Here is a 17,988-nt window from a genome sequence, read left to right as displayed (position 1 = left end):
TATATACAATAGTCCACACCCTAAAGTGGAAAGATATCTGTCACAGAAATGTCCTTATGACAATTTTATGACAATTTTGAAGACATACTTGGGGAATTTTGTGGCGCCATTTTAGGTTACGTTTTTAGACTCAGAACTACGGTGAATCAATATAAAGTATTAACAGTAACGCATAAACATGTTCCGGTTGAACAGTTAAAGCATTATATCATAGACTCGGATAAATCTTCTCCGGTTTTAGCGGAAAAATTGCGGTTTATAAAACAAAATATGCAGCTCGATGAGTTGATGTATTTGAATACGTGCAATCGTGTTACTTATTTTTTTACTACCAATCAGACCATAAATAACAGTTTTACAGCCAATTTTTTTAAAAATGTAAATCCCGGATTTGAAGCCTGTAATGCAGTAAATACCAATTTATTTGAGGGTCCTCAAGCACTTGAACATTTATGTGAGGTAAGTGCTTCTTTAGATTCAATGGTAGTAGGAGAGCGGGAAATTATTCGTCAGTTGCGTGTGGCTTATGAAGAGTCGAATGAAATGCATTTAACCGGTGATGACATTCGCCTCGCCATGAAAATGTTGATACCTGCAGCTAAAAAAATATATTCGGAAACAAAAATTGCTGAAAAGCCGGTTTCCGTTGTTTCTCTTGCCGCTTTACAACTAAAAAAGTTTGCCTTACCTGCTCATGCAAAATTTATTTTAATTGGCGCCGGTGAAACCATTACCAATATGTCAGCCTATCTTATTGATATGGGCTTCCATAATTTTACTGTGTTTAACCGCACGCTGGCTAATGCAGAAAAATTGGCATCGAATATTAAAGGTACTCCTTATAGTTTATCTGAATTACCCAATTATACAGGCGGTTTTGATGTAATTATTACTTCAACCGGTTCAGCAAAAAAAGAAATTACCACTGCTATTTATAAAAATTTAATTGGTAACGATAATAGTAAAAAAGTAATTATTGATTTGGCTATCCCTTTAGATACTGAAGAGGAAATAATTACCAATTTTAATGTTGAGTATATAAAAATCGATAATCTGCGTTCTATTGCTCAAAAAAATCTCTCTTCCAGAAAAGCAGAGGTAATTAAAGCAAAACATCTAGTGCATGAATTTGTTAAAGAGTTTCAGGCTGCTTATGTAGAACGTATGGTTGAAAAAGCCCATAGTATTATTCCGTTAAAACTCAATGAAATCAGACGTAAGGCAGTGGATGAGGTATATGCAAAGGAAATGGCAACACTCGATAATCACGCGAAAGAAGTAGTGGATAAATTGCTCGATTACATGGAAAAGAAATACCTTGCACTCACAATGGCATCCAGCAAAGAAGCATCCCGCCATAAACATTGAGTTCATTTATGCAGCAAAAAATTATTATTGGTTCCAGAGGAAGTGATTTGGCATTATGGCAAGCCCATTTTTTGCAACGTCAATTATTGGAACAGGGATTTGCATCTGAAATCAATATAATTAAAACCCAAGGCGATAAAATTCAACATCTTAGTCTCGAAAAATTAGAAGGCAAAGGTTTTTTTACGAAAGAAATTGAAGATGCATTATTAAGCGGCGATATTGATGTTGCCGTACATTCTCACAAAGATTTACCTACTGAATCCACTCCGGGATTATGCATTGGAGCCGTTTCTTATCGTGAATCACCGGCTGAGTTATTGTTAATCAGAAAAGAAAAAGTTGATTTACTCAAAGAATTTCATCTCAAAGAAAATGCTGTTGTTGGAACATCATCTTCACGCAGAAATGTACAGTTAAAGTTTTTCAGACCGGATATTACCTGTGCCGATATCAGAGGAAATGTACCAACCCGCATCAATAAACTGCGCAATGGCGATTTTGATGCCATTTTGCTGGCATATGCCGGTGTACACCGATTAAATTTAGATATTTCCGATTTATATGCTGTTCAGCTGAATCCGGAAAAATTAATTCCGGCTCCGGCTCAAGGGGTTCTTGCTTTTCAGTGTCGTGAAAATGATGATATTATATTGCCGATTTTATCTAAAATTAACCATCCTGATGTTGCGGAACGTATTTATATTGAACGTCGCGTTATGAATTTATTTAATGGCGGCTGTCATATGCCATTAGGTGTTTTTTGTAAAAAAGAGGGTGCTGTTTTCCAAGTATGGGCATCTCAAACCACCGACAAAAATTTACCGGTAAACCGTATGTTTATGCGCGGTACCAACGGTGAAGAAATTGCGCAACAAATATTTAAACGATTACCACAAAAAAATAATAAAACCGTTTTTATTTCAACGGAAATACCTGAGGGAAGTACTACATATTCAGTTTTACATCAAAAAGGATTAAGTGTTTTAGGATTGCCATGTGTTGAATTAAGGCCAATGCCATTTGAATTTAAAATTGAACCGGACTGGTTATTTTTTACCAGTAAAAATGCCGTATTTCATTTTTTCAATCAGGTTAAATCTGTTTCACCTGCTGTTAAATTTGCCGCCATTGGCGAAGCAACTGCTGCAGCATTAAATGACCTTGGTTATGTTGTTGATTTTGTTGGCGAGGGTTCAATTGAAAATATGGCTACGCAATTTGAACATATTGCAAAACATACAAGGGTGGTATTTCCGGCTGCAGCCTATCGCCAGACTGCATTACAGGATAAAATTAATTTGTTTGCACATACACAATTTGTACCGGTTTACGACAATCATCCGTATGCAATTTCACCGGTAGCAGCAGATATATTGGTATTTACCAGCCCGTTAAATGTAGACGGTTATTTACTGCAAAATACCATCACGCAAAACCAAATGGTTATTGCCATAGGTGCAACAACAGCAGCTTACCTAAAAAATAAGGGTATTGAAAATGTAATTATTCCTGCACAACATCATTTGTTAAGTGTTGCAGAATTAATTTGCGGATTAGTTTAATTTTCTACTAATATTTTCCCACTGCTTTTACCATTCGCGTAACTTAATTGGTAAAAATACATACCACTCACCCAGTCGATACAATTAATAGTAATCGAATTTTTACCACTTATATTTTCAGTATATACAAGAGCCCCATTAAGGTCGTAAACTGATATCGAATTATAATAATTATTCAACTGAAAAATAATTGCAGCAGTTGATGGTTGCGGGTAAATTGTTGGAGCAATTATACTTGCTTCCGGAATACCGTTAAAAGCACATCCGCCTAAAGCATCATAAATTGTTTGTAAGGAATCAATCGGGTCGATACTATCTCCAAAAACATCCGTTACACGAATATCTAACATAAAATTGCCGATTTCATCCGTTGGTCTTGCTACCTTTAAAAAAGAAGAAAGCGCAGAAATATTGTATTCCGTACATCTTGTATCTGCACCCGGAACTTTTGCTCCCTGCAGAGCAGCCATTAACTTACAGGCTAAATTTCCTTCTGTCGCTAAAAAATTGGCTTCCATATTATCCAGAATCTCGGGGCCTAACAAAATATTACCCTGAATGGCATAAGTTGCTCCTGTAATATTTCCTTTCCAATCTAAACAGTTTTCACCCGTAAAACCTGCCGCACGACCACCGTCAACAAGATCAACAATGCCGTACTGACGATAACTGGCATCTCCCAAAATATCGTTGGCAACCAGTGAATCTATCATTGCAGCCGGTGCAACACCTTCATTCATTAAATCTTCAGCATAATTCTGGTTTCCAGCAACGTAATATGCCTGTGTGTGCACTACACCAACACCGGGATGAACATCTGAAATAATTCTTGAATTTTCGATACAGGAAGCACCTGCACTGCCAACCTCACCCGTAAGCGGATCAACTGCACATATAGAAAACGTATGCTGCGCACTAAGGGAGCCGCTGAGCAGCGTTAAAATAATTGCGGTATATAGTTTGTTCATAGTCGTTAAAATAATGGGTAAAGTTAAACAATTGACGCCGATGTTCATGCTTTAAGGTGATAACCTGCCTTCGAATTCGTAATTTTGTGACGCATGGCATTTGGTATCAACAAACGAAGAATTAAAAAAGCACTACGCAGACTGAAAAGTTTACCCGGCGGGATGAACTTCTTTTTATACAGTTCCAATAAAATTTATGCCTGGTATTTACGCAAAATAAACAGTACTAAAATTGCACATCCTTCATCCATTATGCTGGAGGTTACCAATCACTGTAACCTGAAATGTATCACCTGCCCGCGCGAATATCAATACGGTGAGGAAATGGAAAAGGGATTTATGGATATTACGCAGTTGAAAAAAATAATTGACAAAACATATCCTTACATCGATTCAGTTGGATTAACCGGTTTGGGTGAAACTTTATTATACAAACAGTTACCGGAAGCATTAAAATATATCCGTTCAAAAAATAAAGGCATAATTACTACCATTTCCATAAATGCACATCTGCCAAATAGTGTTGAACTGGTAAAAGATATTGCCGATCATTTGGATACATTGCAAATTTCAATGGATGGCGTAGGTGAGGTTTACGAAAATGTCCGTTTACGTGGCGAATATCCTTTATTTTACGATAACGTTAAAAAAATTGTAGAATACTGTAAAGGTAAAAGGGCAGATGTAATGTTCAATTTTGTTGCCATTAAGGAAAATTATTTCACCATGGCCGAAGTTGTAGAAATTGCAAGTGAATTAGGGGTAGCTTACATTAATGTAACACCATTTAATGTTGCAGCAGTTACCGCTCATGATATCAGCTATTATGATTTTTTTCATACCGATGCTTTTAAAAACGAATTAAAACGCGCAAAAGAAAAAGCAGATGAAGTGAAAAATGTTGAGCTGACCATCTGGGATATTAAATCAAAAAATGAATTTAAAAAATGTCATTTACCTTGGGGACATTTTTATATTAGTTGGGATGGTTATGCTACACCTTGTTGTGCCAAACCATTTCCTAAAGAACTCAATTTCGGAAACGTTTTTGATGATGGCATCATGTCTTGCTTAAACAGCCCCGGCTACCGTCAGTTCCGTCAGTTATGGTATGAAAACAAAACACCTCAGTTTTGTGAAAAATGTCACATGGTTGATCTCAAACCAATTGATTTACCATTTGAATTACCGGTTAATTAAAAGCATACTGGTAAATAAACAGTCCGGTTAGCAGCAGCGCACCTAAAAGAAATAACCATTTAAATCGGTTACGACTTCTGGCAAATATACGTTCCAGATTTGCCTGATCGGCAGCTTTTAATTTGATTTTACCCCACATCCATGCTGCCCCAAAATAGAAAAAAAGCAGAAAGAAAAGGTCTTTCAGTAAATCAAATGTAGCAGCAGTCATAGTTTTGGTTTAAAATTAGTTATGTATTTTTGACGATACAACTGCAAAAATATGCTAATACAACGGATAGTTGCGCTTTGTTTCGTGTTATTCTGCTTTCAAATCGGTTCTGCACAAGTATGGACTCAACCTGCAAAAGGCATTTATGCAAATGTAGGTTGGTCGGCATATACTTATAGAAATACATTTAATGCAGAAGGTGAAATTTCACCGATAATGTTTGATATTACAGATAGAACTGTGCAATTGTTTGCTCAATATGGTATTACTGACAAATTAACGTTACAGGCAACTGTTCCATATAAAATGGTTGGAAAAAGTGCATATACCGGAGCCTCGTTTGAAACCATGCAACCTCAGTTAAGTTTTCAACCGGGAAAATTAAATTATTTCGGTAATATCGAATTAGGTGGCATTTATAAAATATACGATGAAAAGCCGATGCTATCTTTTTCATTAATTACGAGTTTAAATTCAACCGATCGCAATTATATTTATGGATTACAAACAGGATTCAATAGTTTTTCCATTCGCCCCGGAATAGGAGCGGGGTGGTCGTTTCCAAAGTCGTGGCTGCAATATTATTTAGGTGCTGATATCAGAAATAATAATTACGCAACAGCAGTAGTTTCTGATATAGAATACGGATTTAAATTTGAAGATATATTATATGTTGCAGTAGAAGGATATTTAAGAAACCCGATTCAAAGTGAAACAGATTGCGATTGCACCACAAATTATACTGCTATGTATAACAGCAATTTAAAATATTTCGGATTGGCATTAAAAGGTGGATTTATGATAAAAAATATCGGTATCAACGCCGGAATTAATACTGCTTTATATGCCGAAAATGCACCTGCACAATTAGTGCCTTCTATAAGCTTACAATACAAAGGGAAATTATAATTCAGAAAACAACATGATTTTTTCATGTATCGCTAACACCTGTCGTATAAGGGGAGTAGCGCCATCATTGTGTATTACAAAATCGCTTAAAACAATTTTTTCTTCCTCCGACCACTGATTTTGCATGCGCGCCCTTACCTGTTCTTCAGTTACATGGTCACGTAGTTTTACGCGCTCTATACGAACATCTATTGGAGCAGTAACACAAATTATTTTATCCAGATTTTTATAACTGCCCGATTCAAATAACAATGCCGCTTCTTTAATTACATATTCATATTGTGTGTGACGTGACATCCATTTTTCGGCATCTTTAAAAACAGCGGGATGTACAATCTTATTGTATTGCTCAAGTATCTCCGGAAAATTAAATACAACAGACGCAACACGTTTTTTGTCTAATAAACCCTCGGCATCATAAACATCATCACCAAACAATTTTTTGATAGATTTTATTAAACCGGGTTCTGTTTGAATTAATTCTTTCGCACGGTCATCAGCATAATATATTGGAATACCTAATACCTCAAATATTTTACAAACAGTAGTTTTTCCACTGCCAATACCGCCCGTTATGCCAATTTTCATCATTGTGCTGAAGTTACTGAAATAAACGCGGGCTGAACATTAATATTTTGTGCCCAGTCCGGAAATTTTGTGCATTTTATCGCGTAAGTGCCTTTAGGTGCTATCGGTAGCAAGGTTACTTCGAAGTCAGTAACAGATGTTTCTTCTACGTGTAACGAAGGAATTTCGCATTCAATTTGCACCGCAATTTGTTTTTCGCTGTTTTTGGGATTAGTGATATTGAGTGCATATACCTGACTGGTTATTTTGTAAACGCGAATACCATAAGCTACTGCAATTGCCGATATATTGATATTCGATTCCGGCGCAGGTTTTAATATTGCCACTCCTTTTAATATAGAATCAATATCATAAATCGTAATGGTTTCTGTCGGCCAGTATTTAATTTTATTTACAATATTATCTGCACCACTAATAATAATTGAATCAGGATAATAATACACTGAATCAATTAACCAGTTGTTTTCTGCAATGCCTCTGAAGCTAACTTTTACCGGAATTTTTTTATTTAATTTGGTAGCAATATGCATGTCGAGCGTATCCGGAAAAATATGATTTACCCGAATATCTTCCGGCAGTGCATCGCTAAATAATTTTGTATGCTGATTGGTTAATAAAGTTTTGTCCTCTTTATAATCAGCTAAATCGATAGTAAGTGAACGGGTATTAAATTGCTCGCGTAAAAGCTGCCAGCCTGTTGAAGCTACCTGCAATACAGCCCTTGAAGGTAAACGATTTACATTCGTTTTATTAGGCGCAAGCTCGTAGGTCAAATTTACATAAATTTCATCCTCATGCTCATCTGAAAGTGCATTAAATAGCCAGAGCATAGAGGCAATAACGAGGCAGGAAAAGAATCTAATTACAATCCTGCCCCGTTTATTACTTTTTGCATGCGCATTTTGATTGCCAAATGTCAATTATTGATAACTGTTTAGTTATTATTTACGCGCCATTAGGGCCTTGGTAGAATCAAGCGAAATAGCTGATTTTTCCAAACGAATTTTTGTGTTTGAATCTACTTCAACTAAATAAGTAAATTCTTCTACAGAAATTATTTTACCATGTACACCGCCAATGGTAACAACTTTATCGCCTGCTTTAATTTCAGTTAAAAATAATTTTTGTTCTTTCGCTTTTTTTGATTGCGGGCGAATCATGAAAAAATATAAAATCAGAAAAAAAGCTGCAAAAAAGATGATACTCATCATACTTGAATTGCCTGCTGCTTCCTGCCCTTCCGCCGGTGGTGATAATAATAATATTCGATTTAACATGTAAACTTGATTTTATTGGTTTTTAAATATTTTTTTATTTGTCTTGTGGAACAATAATGGTTCCTTTAATTTTTAATATGGTATTGCTGCTTGGTAATGTATTGGCAGTTACTGTAACTGTTTTATTAAACTGTCCGCTTCTGTTTGCACTGTTAAACTGAACTTTAATTACACCACTCTCACCCGGTGCTATCGGTTCTTTTGGCCATTCTGGAACAGTACATCCGCATGATCCGTGTGCATCAGTAATAATTAAAGCGTTTTTACCGGTGTTGGTAAATTTAAATTCAGTATGCACTTTTTCACCCTGAATAATTTCACCAAAATCATTTAAATCACGATCAAAAGTTATTTCTGTAGGATTTTCTACAATTTTCGTTGAAATTTTGTCTAGACCACGTGCATTTTCTGCTGTGGTTTCAACAGTATTATCAGTAGTTTGTTCCTTACAGGATACTAAACTCATTGATGCTACTGCAAAAGCAATGAAGGTTGATTTTAAAAATAAAGCTTTCATATTGCAAAGTTAATTGTTATTATTCTATCAATCCGCGACCCGATTTCACAATCATTCCGCTGGTTTTCATCTCATTCATCAGCTTATCCAGAATACCATTAATAAACTCTCTGCTGCGCGGAGTGCTGTATAATTTACTGATATCCAGATATTCATTAATCGTAACCTTGGTTGGTACCGTCGGAATATGCAAAAACTCCGTTAGTGCCATCTTCATCAAAATCTTATCTATCAAACTCACACGGTCTAATTCCCAGTTCTGCAACTTGGGTTTTATCATTTCGTCGTAATGACTATCCTCCGAAATTGTTTTTGTAAGCAGGGTTTCCGAAAAATCTTCCTCTTCTGCTGTGATATAAAAATCAAACAGGTTGCGTTCATTTTCAGTTCCTATTTGTTTGGCATTAAAAAAATCATCCATTAAGCCTTTAACGATAAACTCATCATCAGCCCAGGTGCCGATCACATTTTCCATGTGCTCATCAAAGTACTCATTCTTGAGTAAAAAGCCCTCAAAAATGTCCTTTACAATGCGCTTATCCTTCGCAACATCGGGCTGCGATTGCGCATAAGCAATATAAGGCGGGAAATCTTTTAATTGCGTGTAAATAATTTTGGCATACTCTTCATCTGCCCAATCCAATAACTTTTCCTTTTTTAACCTGTTTTGGAAATACTGATTGTCCATCAGTGTTCTGATGAGCGTATTGTTAAAAAAAGTAACCGGAAACGTTAAATCTGCTTCTGATGGCAGGTATTTATTTTTTTTGATATGCGCCTCTAAATCCACCTGGTGCGCGAGTTCCGTAATAAAATGTAAACAATAAAGGTAGGCCTGATGCGAGTTGTAAATACTCTTATGCAATTGCCTGACAGCCGCTTTGCTATCCATTTGCTCTGTACTGGCAACGATGTATAATGTCTGCATTGCCTTAATACGTAATCCTCTTCTACTCAGCATGTCAATTAACAGTTAAATGATGTTTTTTGTCGCCCTATCAGGCTTTTTCGAAATTGGTTAGGTTTAAACAAAAACGACATCAGTGGTTTGAACGACTGATGTCGCTTTATATTTTAAAATAAAATTATAATCTACTGTTAATATGTGCTACCAAACGTATGCGCTCTTCCGCTATGCGGTTTGCGGCTGCCTGTGTGGTAATTTTTTCTTTAGCGGCAATTTCAAAAATTTCTATCGCACGCGGATAAATAATTTCTGTTTTTTGCATGGCTCTTTCGCGGTTGTAACCTTCAAGTTCTGAATAACAGTTGATCAAACCACCCGCATTAATCAAATAGTCAGGTGCATATAAAATACCTCTGTCAATCAACGCCATACCGTGTTTTTGCTCGTCTTTCAACTGGTTATTGGCTGCTCCGGCAACAATGTTGCAGGTAAGTTTGCCCACAGTATCATCATTAATCGTCGCGCCAAGGGCACATGGAGCATAAATATCCATTTTTGTATCAAAAACAGCATCTTTATCTACCACTTCAACTGAAAATTCGTTGGTTACTTTTTTTATCCTGTCTTCACTAATATCTGAAATCATTACCACAGCGCCTTCTTTAACCAAACGCTCTACCAAATGATAACCCACATTTCCCACACCCTGCACTAATACACGTTTTCCGCTCAGGTTGTCTGTGCCATTTGCATATTTTGCAGCAGCTTTCATCCCCAAATAAACACCATAAGCAGTTACCGGCGAAGGGTCGCCACCGCCACCTAATTGCTCAGGTTTGCCGGCTACCGATTCGGTTTCCATATTAATGAATTCCATATCGCCTGTTGATGTTCCAACATCTTCTGCAGTGATATATTTTCCGTTTAACGAGTTAACAAATTTACCATACCTTCTAAACAGGGGCTCACGATTGGTAAGCGCTTTGGAATCACCAATAATCACCGCTTTACCACCACCGAGATTTAATCCGCTGATTGCAGCTTTATAGGTCATACCACGCGATAAACGCAATACATCAATAATTGCATCATCTTCATTCGTATAATTCCAGAAACGGGTTCCACCCAAAGCTGGCCCCAGTGTGGTGTTATGAATAGCTATAATCGCCTTCAGGCCGGTAGTTTTGTCGGTGCAAAAAACCATTTGTTCGTGTTGCATTTCCATCATCGTGGAAAAAATTTCACCATTGGTCAGTTGCAGAGAAGTATTTGACATAAATGAACGTTGTTTTTTTTAAACAGCGCAAAGATAGAAGAAGTTATAAAGACAAGAAACTTTTCAATTGATTTATAGCTTTGCATTTTATGCGCGCACTACGATCGATTAATAAATATTTGTGGAAATATAAGTGGCTGCTCTTGTCAGGAACCCTGTTTGTGGGACTGGCCAACGCTTTTCAGGTTATTGCTCCGCGTTATATTGGTGAAATGATCGATATTGTTGACCGCAACAGTGACGCAATTATTGGTGGAAATGATGCTGAGTTGGCTAATGATGTATATCATAGCGTCCTCATCTGCGGACTTTTTTTCCTTGCTTTAACTTTATTACGCGGCGTTTTTATGTTTTTTATGCGTCAAACCATCATCGTAATGAGCCGAAATGTTGAGTATGACCAAAAAAACGACCTTTTTAAACATTATGAAACGCTGACTCCGGCTTTTTTCAAAAAAAATAACACGGGCGATTTAATGAGCAGGGTAGCAGAAGATGTTGGCCGTGTGCGACAGTATGTTGGTCCGGCGCTCATGTATTTTATGAACCTCCTGTTCAACTTCGGTTTTGGTATTTGGATGATGGTAAGCATTAACCCAACGTTAACCCTGTATGTGCTGCTGCCATTGCCTATCCTCTCGTTTTCCATCTATTTTGTCAATAATATTATTAGTCGCAGAAGCGAGCGCATTCAGGCGCAGCTGAGCAACCTTACCAGTATTGCGCAGGAATCATTTTCAGGCATCAGGGTGATTCAGGCTTATGCCCGCGAAAAAAGTATTTCGAATTATTTTGAAGCGGAATGTGAAGAATATAAGCAACAATCGCTGGGACTGGCAAGAGTTGATGCCTTGTTTCAGCCTTTAATGGTGGGACTAATCGGTATGAGTGTGCTGCTTACCATTTTTGTTGGGGGATGGCAGGTAATGGAAGGTGCGCTCAGTAAAGGCGATTTAGCGGAATTTCTGTTTTATGTGAATATGATGACCTGGCCGGTTACTTCCCTGGGATGGGTGGTTTCTATCATCCAGCGAGCAGGCGTTTCACAAAAACGGATTGATGAATTCCTGAATACCGTTCCCGATGTGCAGGAAAGCAACATGCCGGCGAGAAATATCAAAGGCAGTATTGTGTTTAAAGATGTTCATTTTACCTATCCCGACACTGGTGTGAAAGCCTTGCAGGGCGTGAGTTTTACAATACAACCGGGCGAAAAAGTAGCCATTGTAGGCAAAACCGGAAGCGGAAAAAGTACCATTGCCGATTTGATGTATCGGTTATACGATGTTGATTCAGGTAGCATCGAAATAGACTGGATTCCAATTAAACAGTTCAATCTCAGCGATTTGAGAAAAGGAATTGCCGCTGTTCCACAGGATGTTTTTTTGTTTTCAGATTCCATTAAAAATAACATCGCATTCGGTCAGCCTGATGCTTCTTTGGAAACCGTTCAGCAATATGCCGGTTTTGCGTCCATTCATGAGGAGATTATGGATTTTAAGGAAGGTTATCAAACCATGGTGGGCGAAAGAGGGGTTACGCTGAGCGGCGGACAAAAACAGCGGATTTCAATAGCTCGTGCTTTTTTAAAGGATGCGCCCGTTATTATTCTCGACGATTGCCTGAGCGCGGTTGATGCAAATACTGAAAACCGGATACTCGGTAACATGCGGAATTACCTCGAACAAAAAACGGCTGTAATCATTACCCACCGCATCTTTTCACTACTTGCTTTCGATAAAATTATTGTGCTCGATAAAAACGTTGTTGCCGAACAGGGAACGCATGATGAATTAATGGATGCTAAAGGTTTATACTATCAAATGTATGAATCGCAGCGACTGGCTGAGGCAATCGACAGAAATAAAAAAATCTAAAAATTAGCTTGAATTTTAAAATATTTATATATTTCGGAAAATTTGATACACCCAACAAGCTAAAATTCTAAAATCGAACACAGTGGAGCACGAAAACAGCAAGCGTAATGATAGTGTATTTTCAAGGAAAATACGGGCAGGAAGACGCAGAACCTATTTTTTTGATGTAAGAACAACCAGGGCAAACGATTATTACCTGACCATCACCGAAAGCAAAAAACGTTTTGATGGCAATGGTTATGAACGTCACAAACTGTTCATCTACAAAGAAGATTTTAACAAGTTTTTAAGCGAATTAACAGAAGTGGTTGACCACATTAAAGGTTTGATGCCTGATTTCGATTTTGATGCCTTTGCACATAAATACGACGAAAATGGCAATCCGGAAGGTGGTTACGATGGTCATCAAGAAAACTATCGCGAAGAATCACATGAGTCCGATAACGAAGGCAATCACGACATTGAAGAAACTAACGAAGATAATAACGACAGCGCTGCCAATCATAATACCAATATGATGGACGACGATGATCTGAAGTTATGATAACACACAATTAAGCTTAAGAGGTTGTTCTGAAAAGGGCAGCCTCTTTTTTTTGCCGTTTACCGGATTAAAGCTTTGTAAACTGTTCAACGGCGTTACTACTATAATTTTGTAGTTCAATGGTATAAATACCTGATAATAAATGACTTATATCAATTTTACCATCTGTTATTTTCCCGGATTGTACTACTTTGCCCTGCCCGTCATAAATCGTGTAAGTATTAAATTTGTTTTCTTTTGGGGAGATAAAATTAGTCGCCGGATTGGGAAATAAGGTTACTTGTTCAACTGATTCCGAATCGATTAAATGTATGCTTGTATTACCGGTATTGTTTGCAGCAAGTTTGTTAAACCAGATATTAAGATAACCGTTTTTAGTATCACCCCAGGTTGCGTAAATGGTATCTTGTTCCATCTCCACACACATAAAATCGTTGCCATTACCATACAAAACGCTGTCAAACCCGGCCGGCAGTTCCGATATTTTAAAATTTGTCCCAAAACCGATACTGTCTTTCCACCAAACAGCCCCATAAATCTCAGTTTCCGTTGCATATCCGGTGTCAACACTATTACGCCTGTCGCGCCAACTCACCACCAAATCGCCATCACTGTCATAATCAGCCCAAACGAGCTCCTGCATAGCACCTGAACCAACGGCATCATCATTCACCCGAATAGGTGCCGACCAGCTTACACCCTTGTTGTTAGTTGTTCTGATAAAAATATCCATATCACCAAATGAACTCAGGACATAGGCAAAAACCAGCTTATTAGCATCAGTCGGATTGGTTTTAAGCAGATAAGCCACCTTTGCAGAAGTGTCCACATTGGTATCATCCCCATACGACTCAAACACTTCGCTATAGGTAAAATGGTTGCCGGCATTTGTGCTTTGAGCCAAAATAAATCGCGGTAGCAGGTTTTCGGAAGGCTCCCAGGCAGGGTAGATGCAATAAACCGTGCCATCAATTCCCACTGCAGGACTCGCCATCGGTGCAGCAATAAAGTCACCAATCTGCCATCCAATCGTATCGATGTATCGCCAATCTCCAAAACTTGCCCCATAATCGGTGGAAGCGATGAAGTAGTTTCTGTTCGGAAATGGAATCCATGGCGCCGGTTTGGTGGTTACGTAAATGTTTCCATCCGAGGCTGTTGCTGAGCGGTCTATCACCATCCACGGGCGATCAACAGGTGTTTCGCTACCATCTGCCGCAACATCAATAACCGGAACCGGGTCACTCCAGGTATAACCACCATCCGCAGACTTACGGGTAATCACTTTACCTGCCGTACCAAGCGGATTGTAATCGATGTAACAAATAAACAGATTACCATCACTGTCGTAACCCATCGATGGATCAGCAGTTGTGTAACCGGGATTGGTATGCGGAAGCACAATTTCATCACTCCAGCTTGTCCCGCCATCCTCACTTATTTTCAGTTTCATGGTAACTAAATCTAACCCATTAAACCCCATCCACATAATAGCTATATGTTGTGTATTGGTTGAGTTAACAACCATAAATGGCTCACCATCAAATATTTCTCCATCTGAAATATCAGTAATTTGTGCAAATAAACTGTGCACTAAACATAGCAATGAGATAAGCAGGTATGGTTTCATCTTAAACGATAAGACGTAAAAATACCGGTTAAGTTTAACTCGGTTCAGGGTTTTTCTACAGGAATTTGTGTGCCTTTGCCACCGATAATTAACCCGTTTTCAAATAATGCTTCCATCTTATTTAAAAAATACACCGGCTTACCAACGCGATCATTTTCCTTGCTGACGGCATTTTCAAGTTTAAAACCATTTTTTATTGTGGCTTCCAGTAGTTCCAGTATTGAATTGGAAGGGGGCATAAATGCAGAAACCGGTAATCCCAACATTTCCTCTGTGTTTTCGAAACCATACATTTTTGCAAGTGCGTGGTTGCAGACAGCCATATATGCCGTTTCATAAAAGGTGCTGATTAACTCCGCCGGAGACAGGTCAGGCGAAAGGGGGGCTTTTAAAAGAAACACCCAAGCGCCTTCATCAGGCTGTATTTCACCCGGTTTAAAGAAGTGTGTGAGTTGCATAAATTATGTCGTGTTTGTAGGAAAACTTTAGGGCCCAAGTTTTTCCAAGCCTAAAATACGGAATTTTCCTGTTAATACGAAATGACGTTTGTATATCCCTGGCAGTGATTCTCAGGCAGTTTTAAATAACCAAAATAGTCATTTTCGTGAGACTGACAAAAAGTCATTAATGCAAAAAAAATAGATTGTAAGTAACTGATTTACAATAAATTACGACTGATTATCTAATATATTAAATAATATTAAAATTGAGAAGCAAAGCAGATGTTCAGACCTTATACTGTCGCCATTTTCCGCTCTTCAAATACTTCCAGCAAAGCCATGCTAATACCAGCCAGTAGACAAATTCGCTGGTCCAGGCAATGGTTAGGTTGACTTTTAATACCTCAATTAGGATAACTACATAAACCATATATACCACAAGTGTAATAAGTTCAAGCAGCAATGAATAACGTGTTGCTCCGGTTCCGGTTACCGCTCTGAACAATACGCTGGAAACGGCCATCATCATCAAACAAATACCAACAATACGCACCGGATTAAGCGAAAGTGCAATAATGGACTCATCATTCGTAAATATGCGGATGAAAACCTCAGGCCATATCATGATGAACACAAAAAAGGAAAGCGAAAACCCAAGCGCTACAATAATCACCCTTTTTAGTAATACGAATATCTCTGAATGCCTCCCTTGACCCAAAAGGTTACTCACCAGACTATTCGTTGCATTGGCTATTCCCCAGGTGGTAACGCCCAAAGCCATATAAACCTCCTTGGCCACATTCGAAGCCGCCAGTGATGCTTCACCCATTTTACTGATCATCAGAAAAAACACCACCCAGGTTCCCGTTGAAAGCAAATGCTGCAATACAACAGGACCACTAATTACCAGTCCGCTTTTAACCAAATCCCATTCAAACTTATCAAACTTAAACAACCCGAACTGATGCCGGTATTTTGAAAATAAGAGGTAAAAAAAGTTGAGTCCGCAAGCTGCAGTCGACGAAATGAGCGATGCCAAACCTGCTCCGGCGATGCCCATTTTCGGAAATCCCATCTCCCCAAAAACAAGATTATAGTTGAAAAACACATTCACAACCAGCATCAATACTGCGCTCCAGGTAATAATGGCATTGTTGCCAATACTGGTGTAAAACCCTAATATCGTGAAAGCAAAAACGGCAAAAAAGATCTCGAAATTCCGATATTTCAGGTATTCCATAACAGCTTCATATACTTCGGGACTAAACCGCCCAACCAGAATAATGGGGACCACAAATTCCAGAAATGCATACAATAAAACCGCTACCCCCATCAAAAAAATCAGGTTCGCATTAAATATCCTGCCTATCGATTCCGGGTTGTTTTCACCGGCGCGACGGGCAATAATAATCTGAAAACCTACCGACAAACCATAAGGAATCATGGTCATGGTGATATAAATAAGCGCAGCTACACCACAAGCTGCCAACTCCACTTCGCCAACACGGCCCATAAACGCAACACCAATCAGACTAATCAGATTGTTGAACAAACTGCTAATCATAAGCGGTGTGCTCAGGCGTATTATTTCCCGATATGTGATATTGGTTTGCACGAATTTGCGGGTACTGAATTATTGAACCGTAAAGATGCTCTAAAGTTCGATACTATGGAAATAGATTGTAAAGTACTGATGGTCAATTTATTCTAAACAGCAGGTTAATTTTACAACCAGCCTTTTTGTAAAATATCCTTCGCATGATAGGTTATAATAATGTCGGCACCTGCTCGTGTAAAGGCATACATATTTTCCATCACAATGCGTTGTTCATCTATCCAACCCATTTTGGCACCGGCTTTTACCATGGAATATTCGCCGGAAACATTGTAACAGGCTAAGGGAAGCAAAGTATGTTCCTTTACAGTTTTAATTACATCTAAATAAGCCAGCGCAGGCTTCACCATCAATATATCCGCTCCTTCATCAACATCAGTTAAAGCCTCTTTAAGCGCTTCACGACCGTTTCTGAAGTCCATCTGATACGTTTTCCTGTCCCCAAAACTTGGTGCACTATCGGCAGCCTCCCTAAATGGACCATAATACCCGGAAGCAAATTTTACAGAATAACTCATAATGGCCGTGTTCGAAAATCCATTTTCATCTAATTTAGTCCTGATGGCATCAACTCTGCCATCCATCATATCGCTTGGAGCAACAATATCGGCACCTGCTTCAGCATGCATTAAAGCCATTTTTGCTAAAGCAACCAAGCTGTCATCATTATCTACCTCATGTCCGTGCAAAATGCCACAATGCCCGTGATCAGTGTATGCGCACATACAAACATCCGTTATCAGCATCACCTTATTCCCAAAATCAGCCCTCAAACGCCGAACAGCAGTAGCAACTGCATTTGCATGGTCGTAACATGCGCTACCAGCGGGATTTTTTTCTTCCCCAACCCCAAAAATCAAAAACTTATTAATACCTAAATCGAGGCATTCAGCCACTTCAGTACTTAATGTATCCGGTGAAAAATGATAAACCCCGGGCATAGCGCCAATTTCGTGACGAATGTTTTCGCCTTTCATAACGAAAACGGGGTAAACAAACATTTCTTTACTTAAACGGGTTTCTGCAACCATTTCACGCATCAATCCACTGTTGCGCAATCTTCTCGGGCGTATTTGCATTGCTGTAATTTTGTGAC

18 protein-coding genes are annotated in these 17,988 nt (G+C 38.5%); 6 read left to right on the top strand and 12 right to left on the bottom strand.

The window, feature by feature from the left end:
• Positions 1-141 precede the first annotated feature (141 nt).
• Entirely contained in the window at positions 142-1,368 is a 1,227-nt protein-coding gene (gene hemA / locus IPI65_20130; protein MBK7443740.1) for a glutamyl-tRNA reductase, read from the top strand.
• 8 nt (positions 1,369-1,376) lie between these two features.
• Positions 1,377-2,933 carry a hydroxymethylbilane synthase gene (hemC, locus tag IPI65_20125; protein ID MBK7443739.1) on the top strand — a complete coding sequence of 519 codons (1,557 nt, stop codon included), beginning with the start codon at positions 1,377-1,379 and terminating at the stop codon, positions 2,931-2,933.
• Here hemC and IPI65_20120 read toward each other — a convergent pair.
• Positions 2,930-3,901, bottom strand: a complete 972-nt coding sequence (locus tag IPI65_20120; GenBank protein ID MBK7443738.1) for a DUF1028 domain-containing protein — start codon at positions 3,899-3,901, stop codon at positions 2,930-2,932. The genes hemC and IPI65_20120 overlap by 4 nt on opposite strands.
• A gap of 93 nt (positions 3,902-3,994) precedes the next feature.
• Between IPI65_20120 and IPI65_20115 the strand changes: the two genes are divergently transcribed.
• Positions 3,995-5,101, top strand: coding sequence for an SPASM domain-containing protein (locus tag IPI65_20115; protein ID MBK7443737.1), 1,107 nt, complete (start codon positions 3,995-3,997; stop codon positions 5,099-5,101).
• Here the strand turns inward: IPI65_20115 and IPI65_20110 are convergent.
• On the bottom strand, positions 5,094-5,312 hold the full coding sequence (locus tag IPI65_20110) for a hypothetical protein (protein MBK7443736.1): 219 nt from the start codon (positions 5,310-5,312) through the stop codon (positions 5,094-5,096). The two genes, IPI65_20115 and IPI65_20110, sit on opposite strands and share 8 nt — an antisense overlap.
• A gap of 51 nt (positions 5,313-5,363) precedes the next feature.
• Between IPI65_20110 and IPI65_20105 the strand changes: the two genes are divergently transcribed.
• On the top strand, positions 5,364-6,221 hold the full coding sequence (locus tag IPI65_20105) for a hypothetical protein (protein MBK7443735.1): 858 nt from the start codon (positions 5,364-5,366) through the stop codon (positions 6,219-6,221).
• Here the strand turns inward: IPI65_20105 and IPI65_20100 are convergent.
• From IPI65_20100 to IPI65_20075, 6 genes are all read right to left on the bottom strand, one after another.
• Positions 6,216-6,812, bottom strand: coding sequence for a dephospho-CoA kinase (locus IPI65_20100; GenBank protein ID MBK7443734.1), 597 nt, complete (start codon positions 6,810-6,812; stop codon positions 6,216-6,218). The two genes, IPI65_20105 and IPI65_20100, sit on opposite strands and share 6 nt — an antisense overlap.
• Positions 6,809-7,639, bottom strand: a complete 831-nt coding sequence (locus IPI65_20095) for a hypothetical protein (GenBank protein ID MBK7443733.1) — start codon at positions 7,637-7,639, stop codon at positions 6,809-6,811. Before IPI65_20095 ends, IPI65_20100 begins: the two co-directional genes overlap by 4 nt.
• Positions 7,640-7,750: 111 nt before the next feature.
• Positions 7,751-8,086 carry a preprotein translocase subunit YajC gene (gene yajC, locus IPI65_20090; protein MBK7443732.1) on the bottom strand — a complete coding sequence of 112 codons (336 nt, stop codon included), beginning with the start codon at positions 8,084-8,086 and terminating at the stop codon, positions 7,751-7,753.
• A gap of 34 nt (positions 8,087-8,120) precedes the next feature.
• Positions 8,121-8,603 (bottom strand): DUF1573 domain-containing protein, encoded by a 483-nt coding sequence (locus tag IPI65_20085; GenBank protein ID MBK7443731.1) that lies wholly within the window; start codon positions 8,601-8,603, stop codon positions 8,121-8,123.
• Positions 8,604-8,622: 19 nt separating this feature from the next.
• Entirely contained in the window at positions 8,623-9,564 is a 942-nt protein-coding gene (nusB, locus tag IPI65_20080) for a transcription antitermination factor NusB (GenBank protein MBK7443730.1), read from the bottom strand.
• A gap of 124 nt (positions 9,565-9,688) precedes the next feature.
• Positions 9,689-10,786 carry a Glu/Leu/Phe/Val dehydrogenase gene (locus tag IPI65_20075; GenBank protein MBK7443729.1) on the bottom strand — a complete coding sequence of 366 codons (1,098 nt, stop codon included), beginning with the start codon at positions 10,784-10,786 and terminating at the stop codon, positions 9,689-9,691.
• Positions 10,787-10,875: 89 nt separating this feature from the next.
• On the opposite strand from IPI65_20075, the gene IPI65_20070 reads away from it, so the two are divergent.
• Positions 10,876-12,663 carry an ABC transporter ATP-binding protein gene (locus IPI65_20070; GenBank protein ID MBK7443728.1) on the top strand — a complete coding sequence of 596 codons (1,788 nt, stop codon included), beginning with the start codon at positions 10,876-10,878 and terminating at the stop codon, positions 12,661-12,663.
• 82 nt (positions 12,664-12,745) lie between these two features.
• Positions 12,746-13,207 (top strand): DUF3276 family protein, encoded by a 462-nt coding sequence (locus tag IPI65_20065; GenBank protein MBK7443727.1) that lies wholly within the window; start codon positions 12,746-12,748, stop codon positions 13,205-13,207.
• 67 nt (positions 13,208-13,274) lie between these two features.
• Here the strand turns inward: IPI65_20065 and IPI65_20060 are convergent, their stop codons facing one another.
• From IPI65_20060 to hemB, 4 genes are all read right to left on the bottom strand, one after another.
• Positions 13,275-14,837, bottom strand: a complete 1,563-nt coding sequence (locus tag IPI65_20060) for a T9SS type A sorting domain-containing protein (protein ID MBK7443726.1) — start codon at positions 14,835-14,837, stop codon at positions 13,275-13,277.
• Between the two features lie 44 nt (positions 14,838-14,881).
• Positions 14,882-15,295, bottom strand: coding sequence for a hypothetical protein (locus IPI65_20055; GenBank protein MBK7443725.1), 414 nt, complete (start codon positions 15,293-15,295; stop codon positions 14,882-14,884).
• A gap of 268 nt (positions 15,296-15,563) precedes the next feature.
• Entirely contained in the window at positions 15,564-16,892 is a 1,329-nt protein-coding gene (locus IPI65_20050) for an MATE family efflux transporter (protein ID MBK7443724.1), read from the bottom strand.
• Between the two features lie 110 nt (positions 16,893-17,002).
• Positions 17,003-17,971, bottom strand: coding sequence for a porphobilinogen synthase (gene hemB, locus IPI65_20045; GenBank protein MBK7443723.1), 969 nt, complete (start codon positions 17,969-17,971; stop codon positions 17,003-17,005).
• Positions 17,972-17,988: the final 17 nt, after the last annotated feature.

It is taken from the genome of Bacteroidota bacterium (assembly GCA_016706255.1).
Lineage (GTDB): Bacteria > Bacteroidota > Bacteroidia > Chitinophagales > BACL12 > UBA7236.
Note: the sequence above shows the minus strand (reverse complement) of the source record. Positions and strands in the feature narration are given on the sequence as shown.